Genomic DNA, 26292 nt, shown 5'->3' on the forward strand with positions numbered 1-26292 from the left:
CTCTAATTGGCTTAACTGATCGGCATTACAGTATAAACTGAGCTTTTTTATCTATCGCTATGCTACTTAGAACGACGGCGACCTAAGAGCAATAAAGCTAATAAGCCAGCTCCGAAGGCACCACCGCCTCCGCCACCACCGTTTCCAGTAGATTGATTAGTCACAGTCACGTTAACACTCGCAGTATCAGTCGCACCACTGGTATCCGTTACCGTTACCTGGAACGCCATAGAGGTATTCGCTGTTACTGTTGGTGCAGTAAAGCTTGCTTGCGCTGATGACGCATTGCTAAGAGTCACTGAAGGGCCTGAAGTTTGAGTCCAGGCATAAGTCAGAGTGTCATTGTCTGGATCAGAACTGCTTGACGCATCGAGAGAAACAGAACCACCTTCAACCACCGAAATACTCGCACTGGCAACTCGCGCAACCGGTGCACTGTTACCGCCGTTGTCTGTAATATTTACATTAACTATCGCTGTGTCTGTTTTTCCGCTTGTATCCGTAACTGTCACTGAAAACTCCATCGAAACATTAGCAGCTACAGATGGTGAGGTAAAACTCGCTTGCGCTGAGGAAGCATTGCTTAACGTCACAGATGGCCCTGATGTTTGAGTCCAAGCATAAGTCAAAGCATCATTGTCAGGATCAGAACTATTAGATGCATCCAGAGAAACAGAGTCACCTTCAACTACTTCAATATTTGAATTCACAACTCGCGCAATTGGAGCATTATTGGTATCAATAACCATTACATTCACATCCGCAGACCCCGTCGCACCAAGCTCGTCGGTAACTGTAACCTGAAATGATAGTGAAGCATCATTCGTTAACATTGGCGCTGTAAAAGTAGCTTGTGCCGAAGAAGCGTTGTTTAGTGCTATAGAAGGCCCTGATGTTTGAACCCAAGCATACGTTATTGTGTCATTATCAGGGTCTGAGCTACCTGTCGCATCCAAAAGAACAGAGGTACCCTCATCTACAGAAAAATTAGAATTATCCACTTGTGCAATAGGTGCATTATTTATTATTCCAACCTGGTGAAACTTCTCCGTATATTTAGCTGCATGAGGGCCGTTAGGAAACAGAGTTTGAGCCGCTTGGACTGTAGCATTAGCCAAATCAGGCATTCTTAATCCAGCACCTAAACCAAACTGTGCCTCAAGAATGATTTGGTCCATTTCGGTACGAGCCTGGCCTGCAGCCATCAGTTCAACTAACGCCTGGAAGATTGGCGTTGACCACAGTTCATCACCTAACTGTCCATTAACGGTTTGGTGGGCACCGTAAGTTTGACTGGAATCATAGCGGAAGTTAGTACGGTTCATAACACGACCGCCCCAACAATTATTGTGCCCATCCCACGAGAAAACCCAATTAGGATTAAAGGTTTGACCATTTGGCGTACTGTAGCTATAAGAACCCGCCCAATAATCACCGAAACCTTCACCCATAGAGCCTGTGTCGCCACCAGACCAGTTAGAGTTAATGCTGTAATTTATCGCATGGCCATATTCGTGCAAGATAACATCAGAATCTTCATTGTCATCAACACAGCCATGACCAAAAGTCAAGCGATTAGTACCTGGATAATAAGCTGAGTTGTCGGCACCGTCTGCACCGTTGGCATCTATTTCCATAGAGCCTGCTTGGATGCCTTTGTTGCCAGTAAAACCTAATGACTGCATATAGCGCTGGTTTTGATCGATGTGGAAATAGGTGTTGGCATCATTAAAGGCAGGATTACCACGCTTGGCAGTCCAGTTACCATCAGACGTTGTACTAGGAGCTGCGGTAGGCGCATCCCAATCGATGATTTGAACCCAAGGTCCAACTAATGAGTAAGTACCTGAATTTAAGGTAATGTCCTGAAGGTTACGAGTCAGGTACGCTGGGTCAAAAGTTGCCGCAGGCGTATTGTCTTCAAGACTGGCATCGTTAAGCGTAGCACGAGGATCAGGATCAAACGTTAATGCTGTACCGGCTGCTTTCATTGCATAAGCTTTCATTGCTTGTGCTTTTGCCGCTTTTTCTGCTGATTTTTTCTCCCAGGCAGCTAATGCATCAGCAAAAGGAACAAAAGAATCAGACTTAGCAAACTGGCTCCAGGTCTTTTTGCCATCAGCGCCATTCGCATTGGTTTTCAAAGGCAAATCGATACGACGTGTTTTAAGCACTTCACCACTCGTTGCATCAACAAGAAGCTCCCAATCGCCACGAGGTAGGGAAGGTAGCAGGCTAGCTTTATAAACCAATCGAAACTCACCATTCTGATTAACATAAACCAACTCACCAGTCGGTTGAGACTGAAGCTGTCCACTACCTTGAATGTGCTTCCACGCATTCTCCATTGCCTGCATGTCGGTGATGACTGATTTAGTTGCAGCAACAGGCTCTGTCACAGGGTGGATATTGTTATAGGCTTTATCGATTTGTCCGGTATTAAGATTAACCGAAACAATCATCTCAGCTTTATCAACGTTAATGCCGTTCAATGTTTGCTGATAGTGGTAGTGTTTTGCTGTTAAACTTTCTTTAACGGTGCGTAGTGTCAGGTTAGACAAATCAGCAGCAAAGTGAAAACGCTCGCTGTTTGCTTTGAGGTACTGCTCGACAGTGTCTTGAGCATTTTTTGAAGCGACAGGAGAGAACTTCTCGTTCAGCATCAATTTAGGTGAGTTTCGATGATCACTATGGTAACTCACTGTCTCAGCAAAACTTGCAATGGGGGCTAGCGCAGAGGCAACAATGACCGCAATCGCGCTTTTCTTAAATGTATTCATTATCGACAACTCACTTCTGTGTTTTGATAGATACTACTTGGATAAATTCATCAACTGATTCAGTTGTTTAACTTGCTCTAAGCGGTAAATGGTTGAATAAGTGTCTCCTGCCAAAGTAGCAAAGCCGCTGGCGGAATAAAGCCACTTTTCTACCTTATCACCGTCTTTAATTTCTACCTGATAATCAAAGTCAGGACGCTTTTTTGTGACAACGGATTGCTTTTCTGTCCAGATTTTATTGAGAAGAGCCAAAGACTCAGGCTTAGAAATAGTCACCAACTCTTGGTTATTTTTATCTAGAACAACAATAGCTTTGTTCGCAGCATCCTCTTTACATCCTGCTAAAAGCAAAAGACTGGCGGCGAAGAAAGCCAAGATAAAAACACGCAACTGCTGCATTATAAAATACCTTTAACTGGTTAATTTGTATGGTTAATAAGAATTAATACTAGAACAATATTCAACATATTCGCTATGAACTATTCACTGATTTTGACTAAATACCTGTAATCAGATCACACTACTGACTATCTCAGGCATCAATTGTCTAGCTAAGGCTTACCAGTGTAGACAATTAAACTGAATATCACATTAACTAAGAGGTTGAATTTTTGGGTACTTGAGGCCTTGGCTAGCCGATATCAGCTAGCCAGGGGGATATGGGAGCTACTTGCCGGAGTTCGACTTAAAAATAATGACTTTTCTCCCTTCCGGGGTCGTCGTTAGCTTACCTTCAGGCTGCAACTGCTGCTTTAGGTTAGCGTTACTTGTCGAAACGGGTACTGCAAATACCTTTGCCAGCTTTTCACCATTGAGCCATAGAGAAGCTTCTACCGTTAAATAGTGAACCCCTTCTGCTAATACGTTAGCCTGAACGGTTAACTCTTGGCTCAAGGTTGAGGTTTGCTTCTGCAATGAGTACTCAGCAGACTCTTGCAGTAAGAGCTTACCTACATCTTTAGACTTTACCGAAACCTTTAAGTTTTCAGCAGCTTGTGGAACCTTAAAACTCAAAGCCACTTGCGCAACCTCACCAATCTTGTGAGAGCGAGTCACTTCTTTGATGTTTATTTCGATAGGCGCCGATGGCTTACCGGGTGACGTAAACGTCTCAGTGCCCTTGGCGATAGCAGAGATGGAGAACATCAGCCCTAAAGCACTTAAATAAGAAATCAATTTCATGGTCATCTCCGAAATCAGTTAGTCGCCGTTGCGATAGTAAAATCAATGCAATTGTCTCGACCGCTTGCACCGCTATCCACGTTGTTAAAGTCCAGAACCTCTGCCAGATAATCACCACTGGTTAACGTCAGCGTCAGACGCTCCTCTCCTCGATTAACCAGACACCCTCTATCGTCTGTTGCTGAACAAGGATTAATTGCCTCGCCTGCACGAGAAATCAAGATATCGGGATCACCATCATTGGTCTGTGATATCGCTGTAAACTGATAATCGCCATCCGCAGCAACATTAAAGTAGGCAAAACGACGGGCACCAATCTTATTGAATTTTGACGAAGAAGCAGCGCCAATCTGATCGGTACTGCAAAGCACCTTGGTAGCACCACCCACTGTCATCTCAGTATAAATGGGCAATACAAAGGTCGTACCGCCACCGTCATTCGATTCGGTAGAACCATAAATATCCATGGAACTGCTCACAATGCTCTGCGCACCAACTAACGTATCAATAGCGGCAGAATCATTCGCATTGGCCTGTTTTAGATAAGTTATGAACGAGAAAATAGTGGTGAATGCATTGGTCGTTCGTTGATTACCAACCAGCACGTTATAGATAGGAGCAAAGCCCATACTCAGGCTGTCATCGCCTTCGTTGGTTGTGTCGTATAAATCGTACAAAATCGACTGAACACTGCCTTCACTAAACCAGCCAGGATTCGTGTTGTTGTTATTTTCTACGTCAAAACCAAATCCATTACCCTGAGCGACCCCAAATGAATCCTGATACAAAGAATCATCGGTGGCCATTCCTGCCCAGGCATTACCCCAGCCTTCGCCAAAAGCGACACGAGGATCTAAGCGATCGCCTCCACTATGAGCACCGCCAATAGAATCAGCGCGGGCAAACTTATCTTCAAAGTAATGGCCCCACTCATGAACAATCACATGACCATCATACTCATCAGTATCAGCATCCGATGCGCCTAACACATAGATGTTGCCATCGGAATAAAAAGAAGTACCAATTTGCCCAGCAGCCAGATCGCCAGAAAAAGGCACATTATCAACACTCCAGTTGATAAGCAGTGCTGGGAATGCGGCATCGGCATCCACTTCTAGAATCTTGTTGTAAGCAATGTAGATGCTATCCAATATAGCAAAGGGTGCCGCCGCTCTAGGTGCTGTGTAATCAGTACCGCCCCAACCCGACGCAGCATGGAGGTTCTGGGTCAGTGAATCCTGAGTGGTAAACTGCTCACCATCTAAGGCATAAGTGGCATTGCTATTGGTATTGTCGACAACAGAAAAGTCCCAGGAAGGCGTTCCGGTTTGGAGCATTTGCGACAACACACGTATTTTGCCAGTGGTAGACTGATTATCGAGCAACACTACCTGAAAACTGTAATTTCCAGAACCATCGGATGCTGTCGTTTCTACAACACTGTCTGATGCATCAAGTAATTGTACAACAGCGCCACGAATAGGACTTGCTGCTGTATTGTCATAATCCAACTGGAAACTCGCACCATGAGGCACATGGTCATAGGTCAAAGTCCCAGAGATAGTAATAACCTTAGCAATGTTATCGTCGCCACAACCGGCAATGAGTAACGCAACACTAAGCGCTAAAATCTTTTTTAATTTCATTATCATGTACTTATGCTCTTGAAAATAGAAACCAGCAATCCCCAAAAACCTTACCCATCTGATTTTTATCATGTAGACGCCCTTTGCCCAAGGACAATAAGGTAACAGTAAGGCCATCGCCTACTCTATTCGAATGAACAATCAGAACCAAGTAAATATTTTTTTAAATGTCGAAAACTCGATAAAAAATAATGTCAGCAAAGACTCAAATTACGTGAAGAGACACTAACCGCCGAAGAAGTCTGACAGCTTAACAACATCAAAATGCCGTAAAACATTGGGGAGCTCCTGCTCCAGTACTTCCAATGTTTCTGGGTATGGATGCCCAATAATGACGGCCACACCTTTATTTTGCGCAATATTCATGGCTTTCTTTAGCTGCGCTCGAATGGTGCTCTTTTTGGCAGAAACCGGATCCAGAAACACATCTCGAGCGATCGCAGGCACGCCATTGTGCAAAGCAATAGAAAAAGCCACAGACCCTGCGACGGTTCGACTATCAACAAAGTACAAATCACGCTGCCTGGCTTCTTCCATTAACCACTTCATGGGTTCTGACTGCTTTGTTAAGTGGCTGCCCATGTGATTATTAAAGCCCCTAACATGAGGCACACTGGCCAAATTCTCTTCGAAGATAGTCATGGCCTCCTGATAAGAATGACTCGATTTAAGCGCATCCTGACCAAGCAGGTCGTGTCTTGTTGTCGCTTCCATGGGTAGGTGCAACATCACATCATGTCCGCGTTCGTTAGCCATATTAGCCAACTTCCGGGCAAAAGGCGTATTAGGCAAAAAAGCAATATTAAGAGGAACAGGGAGATTAATAATTCGACGCCCTAAGCGATAGTTATCCCCCAGATCATCCATGATGATAATTAGGCGTGACTTCTTTAACGGAACAGGCTCACCCAACTCAAAAGCAAAGCCAGGAGATACCAATAGCAACAGCGATAGGGCAAGCGTATTTAATAGATTCATTTAATTAGATTTTGCGGACTTATTCTGCACTCAATACGCACTAGACTCCGCGACACACAAAGCCAAAACTCAAAGGTTACGCTGGCTATGCTTTACAAGCAACTCCAAGGCTTCATTTAATATGGAATCGTGATCGGCTTCACTTTGCTCAGCCATGGCCACATCAGGCAATATGCCTTTACCATGAATAGAACGACCTTTCGGAGTAAAGTAACGAGAGGTAGTCAATTTAATCGCCGCGTCATGACGAATCGGCAAAACCGATTGCACCACACCCTTACCATAAGACTCGCTACCTGCAATGATAGCTCTTCCATGATCCTGAAGTGCCCCTGCAACAATTTCGGAAGCCGATGCTGAGTTTTTGTTAATCAAAACAACCAGTGGGATGGACTCCAGCTCATCACCAGGATTCGCGTAAAAACGTTGCTTGCTATCGGGGTCACGACCATCGGTTACAACAATTAATCCTTGTTCCAACATCAGGTCCACTACATCCACTGCCGCCTTTAAAACGCCGCCGGGATTATCCCGTAAATCCAGTACTAAGCCTTTAAACCCAGGACGAATAGCATTGAGACGCAACTGTCTTGATAGTTCATAGCCAGTGTCACGCTGGAAAACAGATATTCTGGCGTGCCAATAACCAGGGCGAACCTCGTCCAGGGCGACACTTTTTACTTCGAGCTTTTCTCGCACCAGCGTAAAGTCGATAGGTTTTCCGGCGCGGCTAATGCGCAAATGAATGCTTTCTCCTGCTTTACCTCGCATTTGCTCGATGGCCCGATCGGCACCAACCAGTTTGACCTTAGCATGATTCACTTCGGTGATGACATCATTCACCATAATGCCTGCGCGTTGTGCAGGAGAGTCGTTTAATGTATTAACGATCTTAACTTGCTGATTTTCGTTAACAACTTCGACACCAAGCCCGTCATAAAATCCATCAGAAGATGACTGCAAATCCATTAATGCATTTTTATCAAGATAGTTCGAATAAGGGTCCAGTGATTGCAACATGCCACTGATAGCACCTTCGATAAGCGTTCTGTCGTCAATTTCGTCGACATAAGATTGCTTAATCTGCCAATAAGTTTCGGCAAATGCTCGAAGCTCTTTCAGCGGAATCTGCTCTTTTTCGGTTTTACCCGAGGCAAACAAAAAACCACTATAAACACAGCCCAATAACAGTAGGGTGAGCAGGCGAGAGCGAACCATCTTTAGCGCTCCTTTATAAGTGACCTATTTAAAACTATAGTCCACAGATCCTGACTACACCACATACTTATCCGTTACAGCGATACAGGAAATATTATCGACGAACCCAACGCAGTGGATTTTTTGCCTGTCCTTGATGGCGAATTTCAAAATACAATCCAGAAACGTTGTGTCCACCGCTTTGACCGACGGTCGCGATCAACTCTCCCGCTTCTACCCAGTCTCCAACTTCCTTAAACAATGATTGATTGTTTCCATACAAACTCATGTAGCCATCGCCATGATCGACAATGGTCATCAGCCCAAATCCTCGCAACCAGTCGGCAAAAACAACCTGGCCATGATAAACCGCAGCCACCTCTCGACCTTCTGGCGCAGTAATTTGAATACCATTACTTTTTAAGCCCTGGCTAGATTTTTGTCCGAAGCGTGTTGTCACCTTGCCTTTCACAGGCCAGCTTAAACGACCTTTAACAGACTTAAGGCCGGATAAACTTTGTTGCTGCAATATTTCTTCTAATGCTTTGCGCATTTGATTCAATAAAGACTCAAGCTCTACTTCGTTTTCACGCAATCTAGCTAAGCGTTTGCCTTGCGAAGAAATTGACGATGAAAGTTTTTTTACCGCAACCTGACGTTTCTTTTTTAATCCTAGTAAACGGCTTTTTTCTTCTTTTTGAGAAGCTTCCAATACGTTCAGTTCGGCCAGTCTTTTTTGAATATCTTGCTCAACAACAAGCAACTCACTGATCGTGTTGCCAAGTTGCATAATAGTTTTTGTACGAGCTTTATTTAAGTAATCATAATAAACCAACACACGCCCTAGCTTTTCTGGCTGCTGTTGATTCAATAACAGTTTGACATATTCTTGATGGCCATTAAGGTAAGCTGCACGCAACTGACGCATCAACAAAACTTGATGCTCATCTCGTTGCTTTCTTAATCGACGCTGTTTACTTTTTTGTTCAGTCAGCAGCTTGCGTTCTTTTTTTATCTGTCGCTGGGTAGAGCGTAGAATTTTTGCTGCTGAACTGATTTGTTGTTCACTCTTTTTTACAGACACCACAGCGGCATCATATTGCTTGCGCTTTTTCCCTAAACGCTTTTGCACAGACTGGATCTGTTTTTTTACTTGCTCTAACTCTTCACGTGTTTGCTTTTCTTCTGCGGCAAAAACAAAAGCAGGGCTTATCATTAAGATAAGCCCTAGCAAACTGAGTATTAGACGACGCCAATACAGCATAAATAACTTAAAGCTATTGCACAGACATAATGGGACGTCCGGTCATTTCTGCCGGAATTTCAAGTCCCATTAAGGAAAGAAGCGTTGGTGCAACATCAGCTAACACACCATCGTCCACTAACACTTCAGCATCCCGTCCAACAAAAACAAAAGGTACCGGATTGGAGCTGTGTGCCGTATGCGCCTGACCCGTTGATGGATCTGCCATTTTTTCGGCATTACCATGATCAGCCGTGATCAATGCTTCGCCACCAGCTTCTTGCAACGCCGAAACGATTTGTCCTAAACACTGATCAATCGCTTCAATGGCCTTAACCGTTGCATCAAAGTTACCCGTATGTCCGACCATATCGGGGTTAGCAAAATTTCCAATGATCACATCAAAAGATTGAGCCTTAATAGCTTCAACTAATTTCTCCGCCATTAAAGGGGCGTTCATTTCGGGTTGCAGATCATAAGTTGCCACTTGCGGCGAAGGAATCAGCTCTCTCTCTTCGCCAACAAAAGGTTGCTCTACTCCGCCGTTAAAGAAAAAGGTGACGTGGGCATATTTTTCTGTCTCAGCAATACGGAGTTGTTTTTTCCCCAGAGACTGCAAGTATTCGCCCAATACATTTTTATGCTTAAGAGGAGGAAACGCTGCTGGAGCAGGAATATCGGCAGCGTACTGAGTGAGCATCACAAACCCGCTAAGCTCAGGCGTTGCTTCGCGCGCAAAACCTGAAAAGTCAGACTCAACAAAGGAACGACTCAACTGGCGTGCACGATCCGCTCGGTAATTCATAAAAATAACCGCATCGCCTGACTCAATCGCTGGATGCTCACCGATAATGGTAGTCTTAACAAACTCGTCATTTTCATCCCGCTGATAGGCGGCTTCTAACGCGGTTAAAGTGTCATCATATTGATATTCGGCCTTACGCAGGGTCAACATATCGTAAGCAGCTTGAACACGTTCCCAGCGTTGATCTCTATCCATCGCATAGTAACGTCCAACCATAGAAATGATACCAGGAACGCCTAACTCTTCTGCTTTGTCCTGAAAACGAATCAAAGACGCTTTAGCACTTCGAGGAGGCATGTCTCGCCCATCGAGAAAAGCATGAACATAAACTTTTTTGGTGCCACGTTTTGCAGCCAATTCCATCATCGATAGAATATGTTCTTCGTGACTGTGCACACCGCCGGGAGACAACAACCCCATGATATGCACAGCCTTATCACTGCCTACCGCTTTATCAACAGCCCCTAAAATAGTTTCATTATCAAAAAAGTCGCCGTCTTCAATAGACTTGGTAATGCGTGTGTAGTCCTGATAAACCACTCGGCCTGCACCAAGGTTAAGGTGACCGACTTCAGAGTTGCCCATTTGTCCGTGAGGCAGTCCAACATCCAACCCAGAACCAGAAATTAATGTCTTAGGATAACTTGACCAAATTTTATCCCAATTAGGTGTATTCGCTGCCATAATCGCATTATGCGCCTCAGACTCACTGTAGCCCCAGCCATCCAATACCAGCAATACCATCGGTTTTGGTTGAAAACTCATTGAACTCCCACTTCTCTGTTGTCAAAATTACATCTGGTTGCCGATTATACATGAGAATAAGAAGAAATTGAGGGTTGCAAATGATTAAACCCTAACTTCCTCTACTTTACGATAAGCGGCAATGGTATATACCCAAAGTATTTCAAGGTGCAGGTAGGCGGCCAGCAAGCGAATCCCCTGAGCTTAGACACACTCAGTGATTGGTGTGAGTGCGCGCAGCGCTGCAACTTGAACATCAGCGCTGCACCTTGAAAGGCGACGGGCATAAAACGCCATGCACCAGCCCAATCCGAGACGTGTTACACTGAACTGATAGTGGTGAATATAACAACAAAATGCTGAATTTTCTTAATGCTCAAGCCCATTTTCGTTTACCAAAAAGGCAGCCAGCCTCTGGTAACGATGCGACTAATCAACTTGCTTACCGAATAGCTTTGTTCGTCACGGCTCGGTGCTTCGCCTTGTTAAAAGTTAGTGCTCAATGACCTCGACCCCATCTTCCAAGTTATCTCTATGGAGTAGTGGCTGGCTGATATTACTTATCAGTGGGTTTGCCCTGCTCACCTTCGCGCGCTTCACTCCTTGGTTACAGCCCTTACTCACAGACTGGAAAAACCTGACCTATAACCTTGTTAATTGGCCAACAACCATTCGCGCACCAATTACTTTAGTGACACTGGACGCATCACAGCTCAGCACAACGACAGAACAAGAGCTTGCCAATGTCCTCAAGCAACATCGACCTCATACGATAGTGTGGCCAAATAAGCACTACCACACTCTATTAGAAGAAACTCCATCATGGCCTCTTAAGCAATTTAATTTGACGGCACAGCCATCAGTAGAGCTGGAGGTAGACCCAACCTACAAGACTCATTGGTATCAAGAACTAACTTATCAATTGCCAGCCCCTACAACACAAAACGATGTGCAAAATCTTGAACTAATTCATCATAGTTCATCAAAACCTTTAGCAAGCCTCGAACTATTAGTCTGGGCTCAGCTCAAACAGCATTCAAACCTGCGCACTAATGACAATGCATCGACATTATTTCTAGACACTGGATATTTAGCTTTAAACGCTAATGGCAGCGTCTGGTTACCGGAGACACCCGTAGAGATAAAGCAGCAGTCTTTAGCGGACTACTTGCTTAATCCAACTAAACACAATGTTATTTTATTTGCTACAGCTCCTGCACAAGCAACCGATTTTGTGAGTAACATCACTCGCCTTTATCATCAACAACAGGTCACAGAATCTAACTATACCTGGGTAATACTGGCTTTGGGTTTAATAGTTGCATTATTGCTTTTTAATATGACCATCAGCAAAAAGCTCTGGGTTGCTTTAGGGTTTCTCATCACTCTCCTGGTCGCTCTCGGTGGGTGGCAATGGTTTGAGTTAGTACATTATAAACAATGGCTACCATTACCAGAATTACTGATAGCTTATTTGGGCGCTTTCTTTTTTGCCTTGATGGAAAAACGGCACCAGCGACCTTTCTTTTTACAAAAACAAGAACTTCAGGTTCTGCTCTTAGAAACTGCAGAAATGAAACTGCACTCCGGCCAGCTGGAACAAAGTTGGGAGCTACTTACTCGACTTCCCGACTCTGAAGCTAAACGTTCAAAAAGCTATGACTTAGCCCAACAATGTGAACGTAAGAGAGATTTTCATCAAGCGTTACTGATCTATCAAGATATCGAGAAATCACAAAAGAATTACAAAGATTGTCAGCAAAAAATAGAAAGTATCGAAGCTTTGCAGAAACAGGCACTTTCTATGTCGGCCTCGGCTTCGATGGATAAAACTCTGATTATGTCTAATGACGACCTGTTACCTCCTTCACTAGGTCGTTATCAAATCGAGCGAGTGCTGGGCAGTGGCGCGATGGGTGTTGTCTATGAAGGCATCGATCCTGCGATAAATCGTCAGGTAGCGATTAAAACTCTGGCCCTGAGTAATGAATTCAGTGGTGATGCCGAAGCCGAAGCAAGAGCGCGTTTTTTTAGAGAAGCAGAGACTGCTGGCAAACTCAAACACCCTAACATCGTTACCATTTATGATGTAGGTGAAGATCATGAGCTGTCTTATATTGCGATGGATTTTCTGACCGGGGCTCCACTGGATCAATACATTCAGTTCAATCGATTACTTCCGATCCCGTTAATTTATCAATTAATGATTCAAATTACCTCGGCTTTAGCTTATGCTCACCAAGAAGGCGTTGTTCATCGAGATATTAAACCCGCTAATATTGTTTATGATGATGAACAGCAAAAAGTCATAGTGACGGATTTTGGCATTGCCTGTCTTACTGATAACAGCAAAACCAAAACCGGAGCAATACTAGGTAGTCCTTATTACATGTCACCAGAGCAGGTGCGTGGAGAGAAAGTTGATGGCCGCAGCGATCAATTTAGCCTGGCCATTACTTTCTATCAGCTTTTAACGGGTGAGTTACCTTTTAACGGAGAATCGATTGCTACGGTAGCATTGCAGATCAGCAGTAAAAAACATGAACCGATAAGAAAACTCAGACCAGAATTACCAGCCAGCGCCAGTCGAATTATCAACAAGGCTCTGCAAAAAGACAAAACAAAACGTTATCAATCAATGGAAGAAATGCGCCAAACACTGATCAGCGCATTGAAACGAGACTTTAAAATGGATGCGACCTAATAATGAGCTATCAATGGACTATTGCAGGTGTTTCGGATACAGGAAAAAAAAGAAAAAATAACGAAGATTCGATTGGTTGGATAACATCACAAGATGATCAATATTTATGTGCTGTCGTCGCCGACGGAATGGGAGGCCATGCCGCTGGCGAAGTCGCAAGTTCCATTGCTCGAACTTTGTTCATAGATTTTTTTGACACCTTTTTGCAACACACTTTAAAAGAAACAGAAGACGAAGATTTTATTGGTAATGCACTACTAGAGTGCATTGAACGAATACACCAATCGATTCTCGAAAGAGGTGCTCGTAATCCGGCAGAGCAAGGCATGGGTACTACTCTGACCGGAATTATTGCTCGCCAACAAACGCTTTGGGTCATCAATATCGGAGATTCTCGCTGCTACACCATCAATAACAAAAATATTCAGCAACTCACAAAAGATCACAGCGTTTTACAAGAGTGGCTAGATAAACAGCAAAGCGAAGAAGGCCTTGATGCGCGATACCGAAACGTTCTAACACAAGCATTAGGAGCCAAGAAAACCATTAAGCCTGACTTGATAAAGCTAGAACTACAACCCAATACCACACTGCTTTTATGCAGCGATGGATTAACCGCCTGTCTTGATGATGTGCAAATAGAAAGAACCATAGGCAAAGCCAACGAGCTGAGTGAACAAACCCAACTGTTGTTGGATGAAAGCCTCGCTGCCGGCGCCCCAGACAACGTCTCTTTGATTCTTGCAGAGTGGGTAGATAGCTCTACCGAAAGTTGACGTGCCAAAACGTTAAAAATGACATTCTTTTAAACAGTTCACATACCTAAGCAGCTAATTGCAGATACTATAGTCACAGAAAAAAGGTGACAGGCTGCTGCCTTGACATCAAATGCCGTCCCACAAATAATGCCAACCATCCCATATTGGGAAGAATTGAAATAACTGCACAGGCTCAATCAACGGGCTTTGCATCGAGTAATACTGGAGAAGACTATGGCCTATCTGGCTCTTGTGGTAGATGATGTAGTGGTAAATAAGTTTGAGCTGAACGACGATGCAACGACTATCGGCCGTTCGCCGGACAATATGATCCAGATCGAAGAACAAACCGTTAGCTCATCTCATGCCATCGTCCATAAAACTAATGATCCTTACATGGAAAATGCAATACGATTTGTGCTCGAAGATCTCAAAAGCACCAATGCGACCAAAGTAAATGGCAATAAAATTTCGTTGCAGCAGCTGTTCCACAACGATTTGATTGAAGTTGGCTACAATCAGTTTCGTTTTGTAGATGAGACTCAACGAAACCTTGAAAGAACAGCTGTAATACTACAAGACTAGCTTGAAACCCTATCACAAGGATTTAGAGAAGCCGCTAGAGTGTCTTTTTATGCTCTAGCCGCTTCAAGATATCACGGATCTCACTGAGCAGCTCAGTCACCCCTTCTTCACCCGATGGAGCATCGTCAGCAGCGTTTAGATTTTCTATCAATATGTCTCGCTGTTTAAGAACACTGTCTCTAAATTCGTCGGTGCCAACAATACCAATCAAAGTGATTAAAGGCCCTTGCGACGATTGCCCGGCAGTTTCAACCGTAATTTGCTTTAACTTAAACATCCGCATAATGGGCCCTTCTACCAGACCAATATCCGTTATTTGATCCAGAGGGATATTTTTCTCTACTTTAACCCAAAGGCCCTTTTTGACTTTCAGAGACTTCTCGGTCAATACGCAGCTCATGTTATCTAAATAGCGTTGAGTGAGCAGGCTGCCGATCAACAGCCACAAAATAAGAAAGGGAATCCCAAAAAGTGTAATGGCCAGAATAACACTGACACTAAACAGCCAATATATTTTCACTTTGGGGTTAAAAGTTGCTTCTTTTAATACTTTGGGCGTCTTTGACATGACTTTGCCTATAACCAAATTCGAGTTTCAGTCTCCCGTTATAACATCCAATACCGATTCATAAATAGTCATTCAGCGAAGATTAAGATTATTTAAAAAAAGAATTGACATAATATGTCTCTTCGAGCTACATTATAGACATATTATGTCATTTAGCTCTCAGCGGCTAACAACAGGAGGCAACATGAGCCAGTCACCAAAAAAAGCACTGACAGGCAGCATAGAGAGGACGCTTCAAAGCGCGCTCTTTTCTCTAGAGCAACAGCGCTTATGCCATCAAGAGCTCCATGATGCCAAAGAGTACCTGGCCCAGGCAGAAGACGCGCTGATTGAGTTAATCGTACAACAAAAAGATTGCCGTCGACGCAAAGACAAAATTACGGAGTCCATTGCGTTCTACGAAAAAAGCCACGCGCAACTGGAGTCACAGAACCCTAGTCAACTGTTGGCAGACATTGAGCAACAACTTAACCATTTGCGCAATGAGCAACATGACCTAACCACTGAACTAAGGATGTTCTCTCAATATATCAATCAGTTGGAGACTCAAATTAAAGAAACTATGAGCCTGTTAAAACATAAGGATACGAATCTTTCATTGATGAAAGCGGCTCAAGCTGAGCAAGAAATGCGTGTTATAAGTGGGGAATACGACTTATCGGAAGAAGAGAAGGAACTCGAAAACAAACTGGTTAAGGCAGGGATCAAACGCTCACCTAATGCGCAAAGGGTATTGGAACGCATCAATCGCTCAGCTTCTCCTAGTGAGGAGCCTTTAGCTAAGGAATAGCCTCTAAAATAAGGCAAGGATGCCAGAAGCACCTCCATCAGCAAACTCTCTGCTATTTACTCCCGAGATTCATCGATTGTCGAACCTTCCATAAGCCGTTATTATATGCCCCCGTGCTCATGTGGCATGCTTTATCTCATGAATACTCAGGAAGCAATGAATGAATTGGATTGTTCAACAACTCGAAATTTCTCATGGTAATCACACCCCACTCCGTTCAATGGAAGGGCTTCGAGGTATCGCTGTTTTTTTAGTATTCATCGTCCACTACTGCGCATTGGTTGAACCATATATTCAACTTGAATCCTTTGCGGCAGAATCATTAGAGTGGCTTCACCGCCTGGGCAATACTGGTGTTGATTTATTTTTTGTCTTGAGTGGATTTCTTATTTATGGCTCTCTGATAAAGCGCCCAACGCAACCACTCCCCTATTTAAAGCGTCGAGTGGTCAGAATTTATCCAACTTTTATCGCTGTTTTTCTGATTTATCTGGCTCTCTCCTTTGCGTTACCTGCTCAAAGCAAGATTCCAGCAGAAACCAACGAAGCTATTGTTTTTATTCTGCAAAACTTTTTCTTACTACCGGGCATGTTTGATATCACCCCGATAATCACTGTCGCCTGGTCGCTCAGCTACGAATTTTTCTATTATCTATTTATTCCTTTATTGATATTTCTCATTCAGCTACGCCGCTGGACAGTCAACAGTCGACTGATATTCTGGATATTGAGCAGCATCATTGGTTTTGCATTATTCGAAATCTATGATGACAGCTTGCTACGTTTAATGATGTTTGTCTCTGGTATTATTCTGTATGAGCTTAAGAGCCACTATGCAGTACAACTGCCTCGCTACTCTGGTGTCATAGCACTGTTTGCTGGCGTCATCTTATATGCCTACAAGTTTGATTTAGGGTTGAAAGGTATTTACCCTGTTGTTGCGCTCTTCGTACTATTTTTGATTACTTGTCTGGAGCCATTCTGTCGCCCAGATAAGTCAGGCTCAGCTCGTCTATTTACGCTCGATCCTTTGCGCTGGCTGGGCAATATGAGTTACTCCTACTACCTCATTCATGGTCTCGCACTTAAAGCTAGCTTTATGGTCATTAACTATGTCATAGTGCCTCAAAATCAATTCAGCCATTTATTTTGGTGGTTGTGGTTACCTTGTTTTATTGTGACACTGGTTGTGTCATTCGGTTTGTTTATTATTGTTGAGAAACCATTATCTCTTAACGTCAACCCATCGAAAAAATAATGACCAGATATCAGGCTTGAAATATTTTGTAAGAAAATACTGAGTGCAAAGACTCATTTAAGAGAAGTAAGGCAAACGACAATTTTCACAGTGCTGCTTTTTCGCTTTATAAAAGGATTATGGAGCTAGCAGCTATAATTGAGGTGCTTGACCTCAATCAACAACCTATACTGATTCATACTAACAAATAAAGTTGGTCATAGAATGATTAAAAATATGAACCATTTCAAATGGTTACTAGGCTTTGTCGCTTTATTGTGGGCTATTGAGATAATCAACCAGGTGACTGGGGGTTCATTAAGAACCTATGGTCTTATTCCGCGTCATATCGACCGCTTATATGGAATATTTACCGCTCCCATTCTGCATGGTGGGCTTGCCCACTTATTAGGGAATACCATTCCACTATTAGTACTTGGTTTTCTCGTTAGTCAAACGCGCTCACTGCTATTTGTCAGTCTTTTTGTCGTTATCGCAGGTGGCCTTATGGTGTGGTTCTTTGGTCGAGCCAATATCCACATAGGCGCTTCTGGTTTGATTATGGGTTACTGGGGCTTTTTATTAAGCTACGGTTGGTTCACCCGATCAATTAGAGGTATTTTAATTAGTATTTTCACCCTGTTATTTTATGGCGGTTTGATATTTACTTTACTGGACTTCAGAGAACACATCAGTTTCGAAGGACACATTGCAGGTTTTATTAGTGGTGTCTTATGCGCTTGGACATTAACTAAGTTTATGAAACAAAAAACGAGCACTTACTGACAGCTGAGTGTTCGAATAGATTACATTGAAAAATATAAGAATAAGCAAAGGTAGAGGATAGATTTAATGGATTCATTTGTGGCAATTATCAGTAGCTTTCCAACAGCTATCTATACGACTATTATGCTCGTATTAGGTGGTTGCTGGTTACTGGTTGTACTCGGTATGTTCGATATGGACTTTCTCAGTGTAGACATCGATCTCGATGTTGATCTGGATGTTCAGCCTTCAGGGTTTACCGGAGTACTGTCGACTTTGGGGCTCACTGGCGTTCCCATACTGATCGTTATTACCATACTCTTCTTTTTTGCCTGGGCCTTATCTTATGTCGTAGCCAAATACCTACTCGTTTGGTTCGGCAGTGGTGTCATTTACACATCACTATCTATTGCCACTTTGGTGGGCAGCTTCTTACTATCTCTTCCCATTACGGCCTGGGCCATCCGCCCTTTAAGAAAACTATTTAGGAAGCTTTATGGTTCTTCAGGCGATAAAGATCTAATGGGCAAAGAGTGCAAGGTTCGATCTTTAAAAGTAACGCCAACCAGTGGTGAAGCTGAGTGCCAAACCGAAGGTGCCAGTTTGATTATTAAAGTAAGAGCCGATGATCATATCGAATTAAATAAGGGCGATACGGCGGTAATTATCGATTACGATGCGAGTAATAACACTTACCAGGTCATCACCCAATCAGAATTCTATTCAAATAATTAATTATTACTATTTAAAAGAGAAGGAAAAACAATGAGCGATATCTTAATCTGGGCAGGAATAGCAATAGCATTCTTGATTGCATTTCTACTATTCATTACGTCTGTCTACAGAAAAGTCTCACAAGGCTATGCATTAATTGTCAACAATATATCGAACAAACCCAAAGTAAGCTTTACAGGATCGGTTGTTATTCCGGTTTTCCATAAAGCTGAAATTATGAAGATTTCTTTGATTACCTTAGAAATCGACCGTCGTGCTAAAGATGGCTTGATTTGTAAAGACAATCTGCGAGCCGATATTACCGTTGCCTTCTACCTACGTGTAAACGAAACCCGTGACGACGTACTTAAAGTAGCTAAATCGATTGGTGTTGATCGTGCCTCAGATAAAGACGCCGTTAACGAGTTATTTAATGCCAAGTTTTCAGAAGCTTTGAAAACTGTTGGTAAACAAATGGACTTTTTAGAACTGTTCGAGAATCGAATTCAGTTTCGAGAGAACATCGTTCAGGTCATTGGTGACGACTTAAATGGTTATATCCTAGAAGATGTCGCAATTGACTATTTAGAGCAAACGCCTAAAGCGCAACTTGATCCAAACAACATTCTCGATTCGGAAGGTATCCGTAAAATTACCGAAATCACAGCCGAACAAAATATCCAGACCAATCGTTTCGAAAAAGACGAAGAACTGGCAATCACCAAAAAGAACGTAGAGACCAAAGAATCTATGTTAGAACTTCAACGCCAGGAAGCCGATGCAGAAGCACGCCAACAGCGAGAAGTTGCAACTATACAGGCAAGAGAAGAAGCCGAAACATTAAAGATTCAATCGGAAGAGCGCGAAAAATCAGAAGAAGCGCGTATTTCTGCCGATGAGAAGATCGCTATTCGCGAAGAGAACAAACTGCGTCAGGTTGAAGTTGCCGAGAAAAACCGCGAGCGCGCTGTAATCATCGAAGAAGAAAAAGTGATTAAAGCAAAAGAGCTCGAAGCCGTTAACCGTGAACGAGAAGTCGAACTTGAGCGCATCTCTAAAGAAAAAGCTTTGGAAGAAGAACGCAAACTCATTGCCAATACCATCAGTGAGCGTATCGCGGTAGAGAAGAAAGTTGCCGAAGAAGAAGAACGCATCAAAGAAGTTAAAGAAATCCAGGAAGCAGAACGTAGTAAGCAGGTAAAAATTCTTGAAGCAGAAGCGAAAGCAAACGAAGAACTTATCTACTCTGTGAAGCGTGCTGAAGCCGAGGAAGAATCAGCCAAATTCCGCGCCAAAGAAATCAATATGATGGCTCAAGCAGAGCTGGAAGCGGCTGCAAAGCAAGCAGAAGCAGCTAAAAAGCTGGCAGAAGGTAAACAAGCCGAAATCGCTGCAGACGGGCTAGCAGAAGCAAAAATCATCGAAGCCAAGGCCGATGCGATGGAGAAAGAGGGTTTAGCAAAAGCTCGTGTTATGGAAGCGGAAGCCGAAGCAAACGAAAAACAAGGGTTTGCCGAAGCTAAAGTTCTAGAAGAAAAACTGCAAGCAGAAGCCAAAGGTAACGAGCAGATTGGTTTAGCGGAAGCGAAAGCAAATCGAGAAAAAGGAATTGCTGACGCGGCAGTCATCGAGCAAAAAGGTATGGCTGAAGCCAGTATCATCAAACAAAAAGCCAGCTCAGAAGCTCAGGGTCTGATTGAAAAGTTCGAAGCCATGAACAATATGAGTGTTGAAGCAAGAGAGTTTGAAGAGTTCAAGATGAACCTGGATGCTCACTTAAAAGAGATTATGGCAAAGATTGATGCAAACAAGTCTGTGGCTAAAGACCAGGCAGAGGTTATCTCTACTGCTCTAGAAAACTCAAACATCGACATTGTAGGTGGTCAGGGCGACTACTTTGACAAGCTGGCAAAGGGCATGGGTATGGGCAATGCCGTAGATGGATTCCTTGATAAGAGTCCAGTAGTTCAAGCTATGTTAGAGAAGTTTCTAGGTGGTGCTCCCACTAAAAAAGAAACGGATAACGACGCATAACGTCATATAAAAACCTGGCAGCCTTTGCTTTTATTCAAAGGCTGCCTAATTTTTTTAGTGTGTGAATACCTACGCCTTATATCTATCTGAAAGGATTAGACAGTGACCGATAATACAGATTCAACGGCAAACTCATCTATTGAAAGCGCAGTCACCGAAGGTGGTGCTTACGAAGTAATACGTAATCGTCTAACAGAGCAAGGCGCTAAGCTTGATGCCGAAATCAAAGCGCTTAATCATTCTCGAGAAGAGGAATTTGGCAGTACCGACCTGCAAGTTCTCACTCGTCTTAGATTACGAACAGAAAACAATTGCGACGCCAGAGATCTGGTCTTGGTAGGCGATTACGTATTATTTGGTTATAACGTCTTTTTAGGTTTACGAAAAGAAACCAAGGTTGAAGATGTTTTCTCAGTGTACAAACTCGAGGCAAACGAAAACGACTTTGACCTTACTCCTGTTCCTATCAGCGAGACTTTTCTTTCAGACCAAAGTTTTGTAGGCGATTTTAGAGAACTTTATACTTATTATAAAAATACGTTTCTAACTCAACTGGTTGTCAAAGACAGCAAGCTTCTTGCGTCATTTCAGATTGGTGATCGCTTATCAGATATTCGAGTTTTTCGATGGGATTTATCAGGTGATGGTAAGCAGGTAACCTACATCGACAATCGTGGAGAAAGAGACATACAGCTTCCCTCGAGCCATGATTTTGAATGGACTGAATGCCAGCGGGAAGATGTAGAAGAAGGTCGTCATCCACATATCAACGTACTCGATACACTGTTTGTCGATACATTGCGCAGTGATCTGACAATTAAAGTCGAAAATAATACCAATGTAGGACAAGGTATCTACTCAGAGCCGGTAGAAGATGGCAACCAATCTCTGGATGATGCTGAATTCTTCTATGCTGAACTAGGTCAGTTAATTGTCCTGAAGATAAAACCTTATCGAGAAGAAGAATGGCGCTATCTGGTCTTTAACAAGACAACAGAGAAAGTAACCCGTATAGATAAAATCGGAGAGTCCTGTGTTCAGTTACCGGAAGATCACGGCTTGATCTTTCCTGATGGTTATTACCTGACAACAGGCGAGTATAAAACCTTTGATCAAGAGTATGATAACTTGCTCTTTAAACGCGTCATGCGTTCTCCTAATGGCGAGGATGTCCTGTTTATTTTCTATCAACCTGACACCAATATTGTCGCTCTCTATCCGTACAACTTAATTAATAAATCTTTGCAAAACCCAATATTTGGACACGGATATGGATTCTATCCTGATGGAAAAATGCTGGTGTTCTTTGCTCAAGAAGAAGCCACTCGAATTCATCCGATCCAAATTTGGCAAACGCCTTATGTTTCGGACGAGTTTGCCAGCAATCAACCTCAAAGCCAGAACTTCTTTGGAAAGATCGGCAACGCTGAACTTGTACGAGGCATCTCTGAACTCTTCTCCATTGTTAAGCTTATTAAAAACAAAGATCCATCAGCTAATCACTATCATGATTTAAGCAAGCGTAGCTCTAAAATATTTGATAACTACCATTGGCTGGTTTCTAGTGAACTGTCTTCAATTGAGAAACTATTAAAAGAAGTGACAGCGACGTCTGAGCTGGTTATCGATGAATACGAAAAAGTTGAATCTATTCGTAAACAATCTGAACTAGCTCTAAAAGAAGCCAGAAGTTCACAACAAGATATTCTTAGAAACATTACTCCTGATAGCTGGCACTCTCCAGAAGACTACGTTAATGCTCTTAATGAGTTAAAGCATCAAAGAGGTCATCTATTAACAATCAGAGAGTATCGTTATATTGATCTCAGTGTAATAGAGGAGCTAGAGAAAGAAGTTGATGAGTGTGAAGACGATTTAAACCAGAAAACTCTGGAGTTCTTATCTGGAGAGGAAGCTCTTAAAAATTACTACGTTAAGATTGATGAGTACGTTCAGCAAAGTGAAAAATGCGAAAGTGTTGTAGAGCTTACTCCTATTATCGATGCTATCGGCGAGATGGCCATGGGGCTGGATCTTTTATCCGAGCTGATGGGTACTTTAAAAGTGCCCGATGCGACCTTGCAAACTCGCATCATTGACTCGATATCAGAAGTTTACTCAAAGATAAATCAACAGAAAGCCACTCTTGAGCATAAAAAGAAGAGTTTTGGCTCAGAAGAAGCCAAAGCGCAATTTGCTGCACAATTTAAACTGTTAAACCAGAGTATTCAAAATGCACTGGGCCTTTCATCAACACCAGAAAAATGTGATGAGCAACTATCTCGGCTACTGGTACAGTTAGAGGAACTGGAAGGACAGTTCAGCGACTTTGATGAGTTTTTAACGGATATTCTTACCAAAAGAGATGAGATCTTTGAATCTTTCGAGTCTCACAAGCAGCAGCTTCTTGAGCAACAACAGCGCAAGTGTCAATCCGTCTACGATGCAGGAAGCAGGATACTACAAAGTATTCAACGTCGCGCACAAAGGTTCTCTGATCAAGATGATCTCAACTCTTTCTTTGCATCAGATGGACTGGTTCAGAAAATTAATCAGCTCTCTCAGCAACTAAGCGATTTAGATGATGCAGTAAAGTCCGACGATCTCAATGCAAAGTTAAAAGCCATTAAAGAACAGGCTATTCGCTCTCTCAGGGATAAGTCAGATATCTACGAAGATGGTGGAAAGGTCATCAAGTTAGGCAACCGGCATAAGTTCAGTGTTAATACTCAAGAGCTGGACATTACTATCATTCCTCGAGAAGATGATCTCTATATACATCTTACCGGTACTGATTTTTATGAAGCTTTGAATGACTCCGAGCTTAATTCGCTTCGCCCCTTTTGGAGCATGACGCTTCCTTCAGAAACGAACGAAGTCTATCGAGGCGAATATCTTGCCTTTAGCATTCTGGACTCAGCGCTTAATAATACCAACGAAATCACATGGCAAGAGCTGTTGCATGCAAGTTCCGACACATCTTTATTATCTGATCTTGTTAAACGCTTTGTCGCTCCACGCTACAAAGAGGGTTATGAAAAAGGTATTCATGATCAAGATGCTGTAAAAATTCTCACTCTTCTTGTGCCTAGCTATGAATCAGCAAAAGCTTTGCGATACACACCAATATCTCGTGCTGCAGCAGCCATTTACTGGGCTAACTACCAGCAAGCAGAAGCTCAGAAAGAGTGGCCCAGTAGAGCAAAGAATGCAACCAACATTGCAAAACTCTTTAGCAACAATGAGGCATTACTCACTCTACAAAAAGAAATTGCTCAGAGCTTAAGTGATTTCGTTCAAACAGAATCCATCGAATTAAATGACACTCAACTGCAACAATCAGCAGAGTATCTGATCACAGAGCTGGCAGACGCTCAGATCAGCTTTGCGAATACCAAATATGCTCAGCAACTGGTTGATGAATTTAAACTCAACCTGGACACTCATAATCTATGGCGTGATTACCAGGATACACTGCGTATGTTATCAGGCCAGATCGGTAAGCGTTGGCACTTAACAAAAGACTGGCTCACCGGCTTTGTAAAAAGTCAGGACAAAAAGGAGCTGGAAAACTTCATTCCAGAAGCAATCACTTTACTTAATGCAGAACGACGAATCTCACATCATATTGAGCAAGTCGATTTAAGTTTTACAATTGCCAATCTGTTGGGTCAGCATGTACGCATTAAGGAACAAAGTTTACCATTGGTTTTAGATGAGTTTTTATATCGCCTACGCCATCACAAGGAAGTAGTAGAGAAAGGCTACTACCAGTTCCATGAGGTCAGAAAAAATACCATCGAGCAGCAACGTCATCGATTGAGGTTAGAAGAGTACATCGCACGACCGCTCTCCTCTTTTGTGCGTAATCGTCTTATCAATGAAGCTTACCTTCCCATTATTGGCGACAATCTTGCCAAACAAATGGGTACAGTGGGTGACAATAAGCGTAGCGACTTGATGGGTTTATTATTGATGATATCGCCCCCAGGTTACGGTAAAACCACTTTGATGGAATATGCAGCCAATCGACTGGGCCTTATTTTCATGAAAATCAATTGTCCAACCATTGGCCACGATGTTGTCTCTCTTGATCCCAATCAAGCTTCGAATAGTGCAGCGAGGCAAGAACTGGAGAAGCTCAATTTGGCGCTTGAAATGGGCAACAATGTCATGCTCTATCTAGATGATATTCAGCATACCAATCCAGAATTTTTGCAGAAGTTTATCTCTCTCTGTGACGGTACTCGTAAAATTGAAGGTATCTGGAATGGCCACTCAAAAACTTATGATATGAGAGGCAAAAAATTCTGTGTCGTCATGGCAGGGAATCCTTATACAGAGTCAGGGGAAGCTTTTCAGATCCCAGACATGCTAGCGAACCGTGCCGATATTTATAACCTTGGTGATGTACTTTCTGGTAAGGAAGAAGTATTTGAATTAAGTTATGTAGAAAACTCGCTGACTTCAAATCCAGTACTTGCGCCTTTAGCCACTCGAGAAATGAGTGACGTTTATAAACTTATTGATATCGCCAAAGGAGGAGAAAGCGCATCGACAGATCTATCTCACTCTTATAGTGCGGCAGAGATAGGCGAGATCACTTCTGTTTTCCAAAAAATGTTTATGGTGCAGTCTATCGTATCGAAGGTTAACCGAGAGTATATTGCCTCTAGCGCTAAAGATGACAAGTATCGTACTGAGCCATCCTTCAAACTGCAGGGCTCTTATCGAAACATGAATAAAATGACAGAGAAAATTTCTGCCATTATGACCGAAGATGAATTACTCCAACTCGTTTCGGATCACTATCAAGGTGAAGCACAGTTGCTAACTAACGGTGCAGAGGAAAACCTGCTTAAGCTTGCTGAATTGCGTGGTAATATGACCGAAGAGGAGAATCAACGTTGGGATGCCATTAAAAAAGACTTCTTAAGAAATAAAGCGATGGGCGGTGATGATGCTGATACGGGAGCACAAATCGTTGCACAATTAAATGATCTCGTAAGTCAGTTTAGTGAGTTACGTAGTCACTTACCCGAGTCTAAATCAGAGACAGAAAAAGATGAAACTGCGGGAACAGGACAGCAGTTAGCTCTTATTGAACAGCTTATCAGCCAGCAAAAACCACCACAGGTAGAAGTTGTGAACCAACCAGTACCAGGAATTGATCAGCTCTTAAAAACGCTGGCAGATACCATGGAAAATAGCATTCATCCATTAATCAAGATTATGGATGGAAAACTGAGTATTGATTTAAAAACTCATGAAAAGATGAATGAGATCGAAAAGAAGTTAAAAACCCTTGGAGCTAATTTAAAGGATCAATAGATAGTATTGGCTCGATGATATCATCGAGCCATGATTTAGCCTTAGCGACGGACGCTAATAGAGCCACTGCTGAGAAAGTTATAAGTGGTCGTTGCTACAGAATACCATCCTACAGGCCCGCAAGAATGAGCATAAACTCGAATGTCCTGTTGTGCTGTGTATGCCGCTAAGATCATCGCATAGATCTTATCATATTCAGGATGACTGCTTGGCACATAGAACCTGTCAGCT

The 26292-nt window shown here is 42.9% G+C and carries 19 protein-coding genes; 9 read left to right on the forward strand and 10 right to left on the reverse strand.

What is annotated here, in order from left to right:
* Positions 1 to 62: 62 nt before the first annotated feature.
* The 8 genes from NH399_RS12750 to gpmI all read right to left on the reverse strand — a co-directional run bounded on the left by NH399_RS12750 (position 63) and on the right by gpmI (position 10596).
* Positions 63 to 2780, reverse strand: a complete 2718-nt coding sequence (locus NH399_RS12750; protein WP_253040617.1) for an Ig-like domain-containing protein — start codon at positions 2778 to 2780, stop codon at positions 63 to 65.
* A 33-nt stretch (positions 2781 to 2813) separates the two neighbouring features.
* Positions 2814 to 3179 carry a hypothetical protein gene (locus NH399_RS12755; protein WP_253040618.1) on the reverse strand — a complete coding sequence of 122 codons (366 nt, stop codon included), beginning with the start codon at positions 3177 to 3179 and terminating at the stop codon, positions 2814 to 2816.
* A 267-nt stretch (positions 3180 to 3446) separates the two neighbouring features.
* A complete protein-coding gene (locus NH399_RS12760) occupies positions 3447 to 3962 on the reverse strand; it encodes a hypothetical protein (protein ID WP_253040619.1) in 516 nt (171 codons plus the stop codon).
* A 14-nt stretch (positions 3963 to 3976) separates the two neighbouring features.
* Positions 3977 to 5614: a hypothetical protein gene (locus tag NH399_RS12765; protein ID WP_253040620.1), complete on the reverse strand. Its 1638-nt coding sequence runs from the start codon at positions 5612 to 5614 to the stop codon at positions 3977 to 3979.
* Positions 5615 to 5833: 219 nt separating this feature from the next.
* A complete protein-coding gene (locus NH399_RS12770) occupies positions 5834 to 6586 on the reverse strand; it encodes a divergent polysaccharide deacetylase family protein (protein ID WP_253040621.1) in 753 nt (250 codons plus the stop codon).
* Between the two features lie 69 nt (positions 6587 to 6655).
* A complete protein-coding gene (locus tag NH399_RS12775; RefSeq protein ID WP_253040622.1) occupies positions 6656 to 7804 on the reverse strand; it encodes a S41 family peptidase in 1149 nt (382 codons plus the stop codon).
* 94 nt (positions 7805 to 7898) lie between these two features.
* Positions 7899 to 8999 carry a murein hydrolase activator EnvC gene (locus NH399_RS12780; RefSeq protein WP_253040623.1) on the reverse strand — a complete coding sequence of 367 codons (1101 nt, stop codon included), beginning with the start codon at positions 8997 to 8999 and terminating at the stop codon, positions 7899 to 7901.
* Positions 9000 to 9060: 61 nt separating this feature from the next.
* The gene (gpmI, locus tag NH399_RS12785; RefSeq protein ID WP_253040624.1) at positions 9061 to 10596 is read right to left on the reverse strand and encodes a 2,3-bisphosphoglycerate-independent phosphoglycerate mutase; all 1536 of its coding nucleotides are present in this window, start codon (positions 10594 to 10596) and stop codon (positions 9061 to 9063) included.
* A gap of 481 nt (positions 10597 to 11077) precedes the next feature.
* Between gpmI and NH399_RS12790 the strand changes: the two genes are divergently transcribed.
* The 3 genes from NH399_RS12790 to NH399_RS12800 all read left to right on the forward strand — a co-directional run bounded on the left by NH399_RS12790 (position 11078) and on the right by NH399_RS12800 (position 14622).
* Positions 11078 to 13279, forward strand: coding sequence for a serine/threonine-protein kinase (locus NH399_RS12790; RefSeq protein ID WP_253040625.1), 2202 nt, complete (start codon positions 11078 to 11080; stop codon positions 13277 to 13279).
* 2 nt (positions 13280 to 13281) lie between these two features.
* Positions 13282 to 14055, forward strand: coding sequence for a PP2C family serine/threonine-protein phosphatase (locus NH399_RS12795; protein WP_253040626.1), 774 nt, complete (start codon positions 13282 to 13284; stop codon positions 14053 to 14055).
* A 216-nt stretch (positions 14056 to 14271) separates the two neighbouring features.
* Entirely contained in the window at positions 14272 to 14622 is a 351-nt protein-coding gene (locus NH399_RS12800) for an FHA domain-containing protein (protein WP_253040627.1), read from the forward strand.
* A gap of 34 nt (positions 14623 to 14656) precedes the next feature.
* On the opposite strand, the gene NH399_RS12805 is transcribed toward NH399_RS12800, so the two are convergent.
* The gene (locus NH399_RS12805; protein ID WP_253040628.1) at positions 14657 to 15190 is read right to left on the reverse strand and encodes a PH domain-containing protein; all 534 of its coding nucleotides are present in this window, start codon (positions 15188 to 15190) and stop codon (positions 14657 to 14659) included.
* Positions 15191 to 15374: 184 nt separating this feature from the next.
* Between NH399_RS12805 and NH399_RS12810 the strand changes: the two genes are divergently transcribed.
* The 6 genes from NH399_RS12810 to NH399_RS25935 all read left to right on the forward strand — a co-directional run bounded on the left by NH399_RS12810 (position 15375) and on the right by NH399_RS25935 (position 26061).
* Complete coding sequence (locus NH399_RS12810) at positions 15375 to 15980, forward strand: hypothetical protein (RefSeq protein WP_253040629.1); 606 nt, start codon at positions 15375 to 15377, stop codon at positions 15978 to 15980.
* A gap of 160 nt (positions 15981 to 16140) precedes the next feature.
* Positions 16141 to 17238, forward strand: a complete 1098-nt coding sequence (locus NH399_RS12815) for an acyltransferase (RefSeq protein WP_253040630.1) — start codon at positions 16141 to 16143, stop codon at positions 17236 to 17238.
* Between the two features lie 216 nt (positions 17239 to 17454).
* Positions 17455 to 18003 carry a rhomboid family intramembrane serine protease gene (locus NH399_RS12820; RefSeq protein WP_253040631.1) on the forward strand — a complete coding sequence of 183 codons (549 nt, stop codon included), beginning with the start codon at positions 17455 to 17457 and terminating at the stop codon, positions 18001 to 18003.
* Positions 18004 to 18069: 66 nt separating this feature from the next.
* Positions 18070 to 18717 carry an OB-fold-containig protein gene (locus NH399_RS12825; protein WP_253040632.1) on the forward strand — a complete coding sequence of 216 codons (648 nt, stop codon included), beginning with the start codon at positions 18070 to 18072 and terminating at the stop codon, positions 18715 to 18717.
* 30 nt (positions 18718 to 18747) lie between these two features.
* Positions 18748 to 20730: a flotillin family protein gene (locus tag NH399_RS12830; protein ID WP_253040633.1), complete on the forward strand. Its 1983-nt coding sequence runs from the start codon at positions 18748 to 18750 to the stop codon at positions 20728 to 20730.
* 102 nt (positions 20731 to 20832) lie between these two features.
* A complete protein-coding gene (locus tag NH399_RS25935) occupies positions 20833 to 26061 on the forward strand; it encodes a DNA repair ATPase (protein WP_253040634.1) in 5229 nt (1742 codons plus the stop codon).
* 41 nt (positions 26062 to 26102) lie between these two features.
* Here NH399_RS25935 and NH399_RS25545 read toward each other — a convergent pair whose 3' ends face one another.
* On the reverse strand, positions 26103 to 26237 hold the full coding sequence (locus NH399_RS25545) for a hypothetical protein (RefSeq protein WP_256489520.1): 135 nt from the start codon (positions 26235 to 26237) through the stop codon (positions 26103 to 26105).
* Between the last annotated feature and the right edge of the window lie 55 nt (positions 26238 to 26292).

The organism is Pleionea sp. CnH1-48 (assembly GCF_024124665.1).
In the GTDB taxonomy this organism is placed as follows: domain Bacteria; phylum Pseudomonadota; class Gammaproteobacteria; order Enterobacterales; family Kangiellaceae; genus JAMXSB01.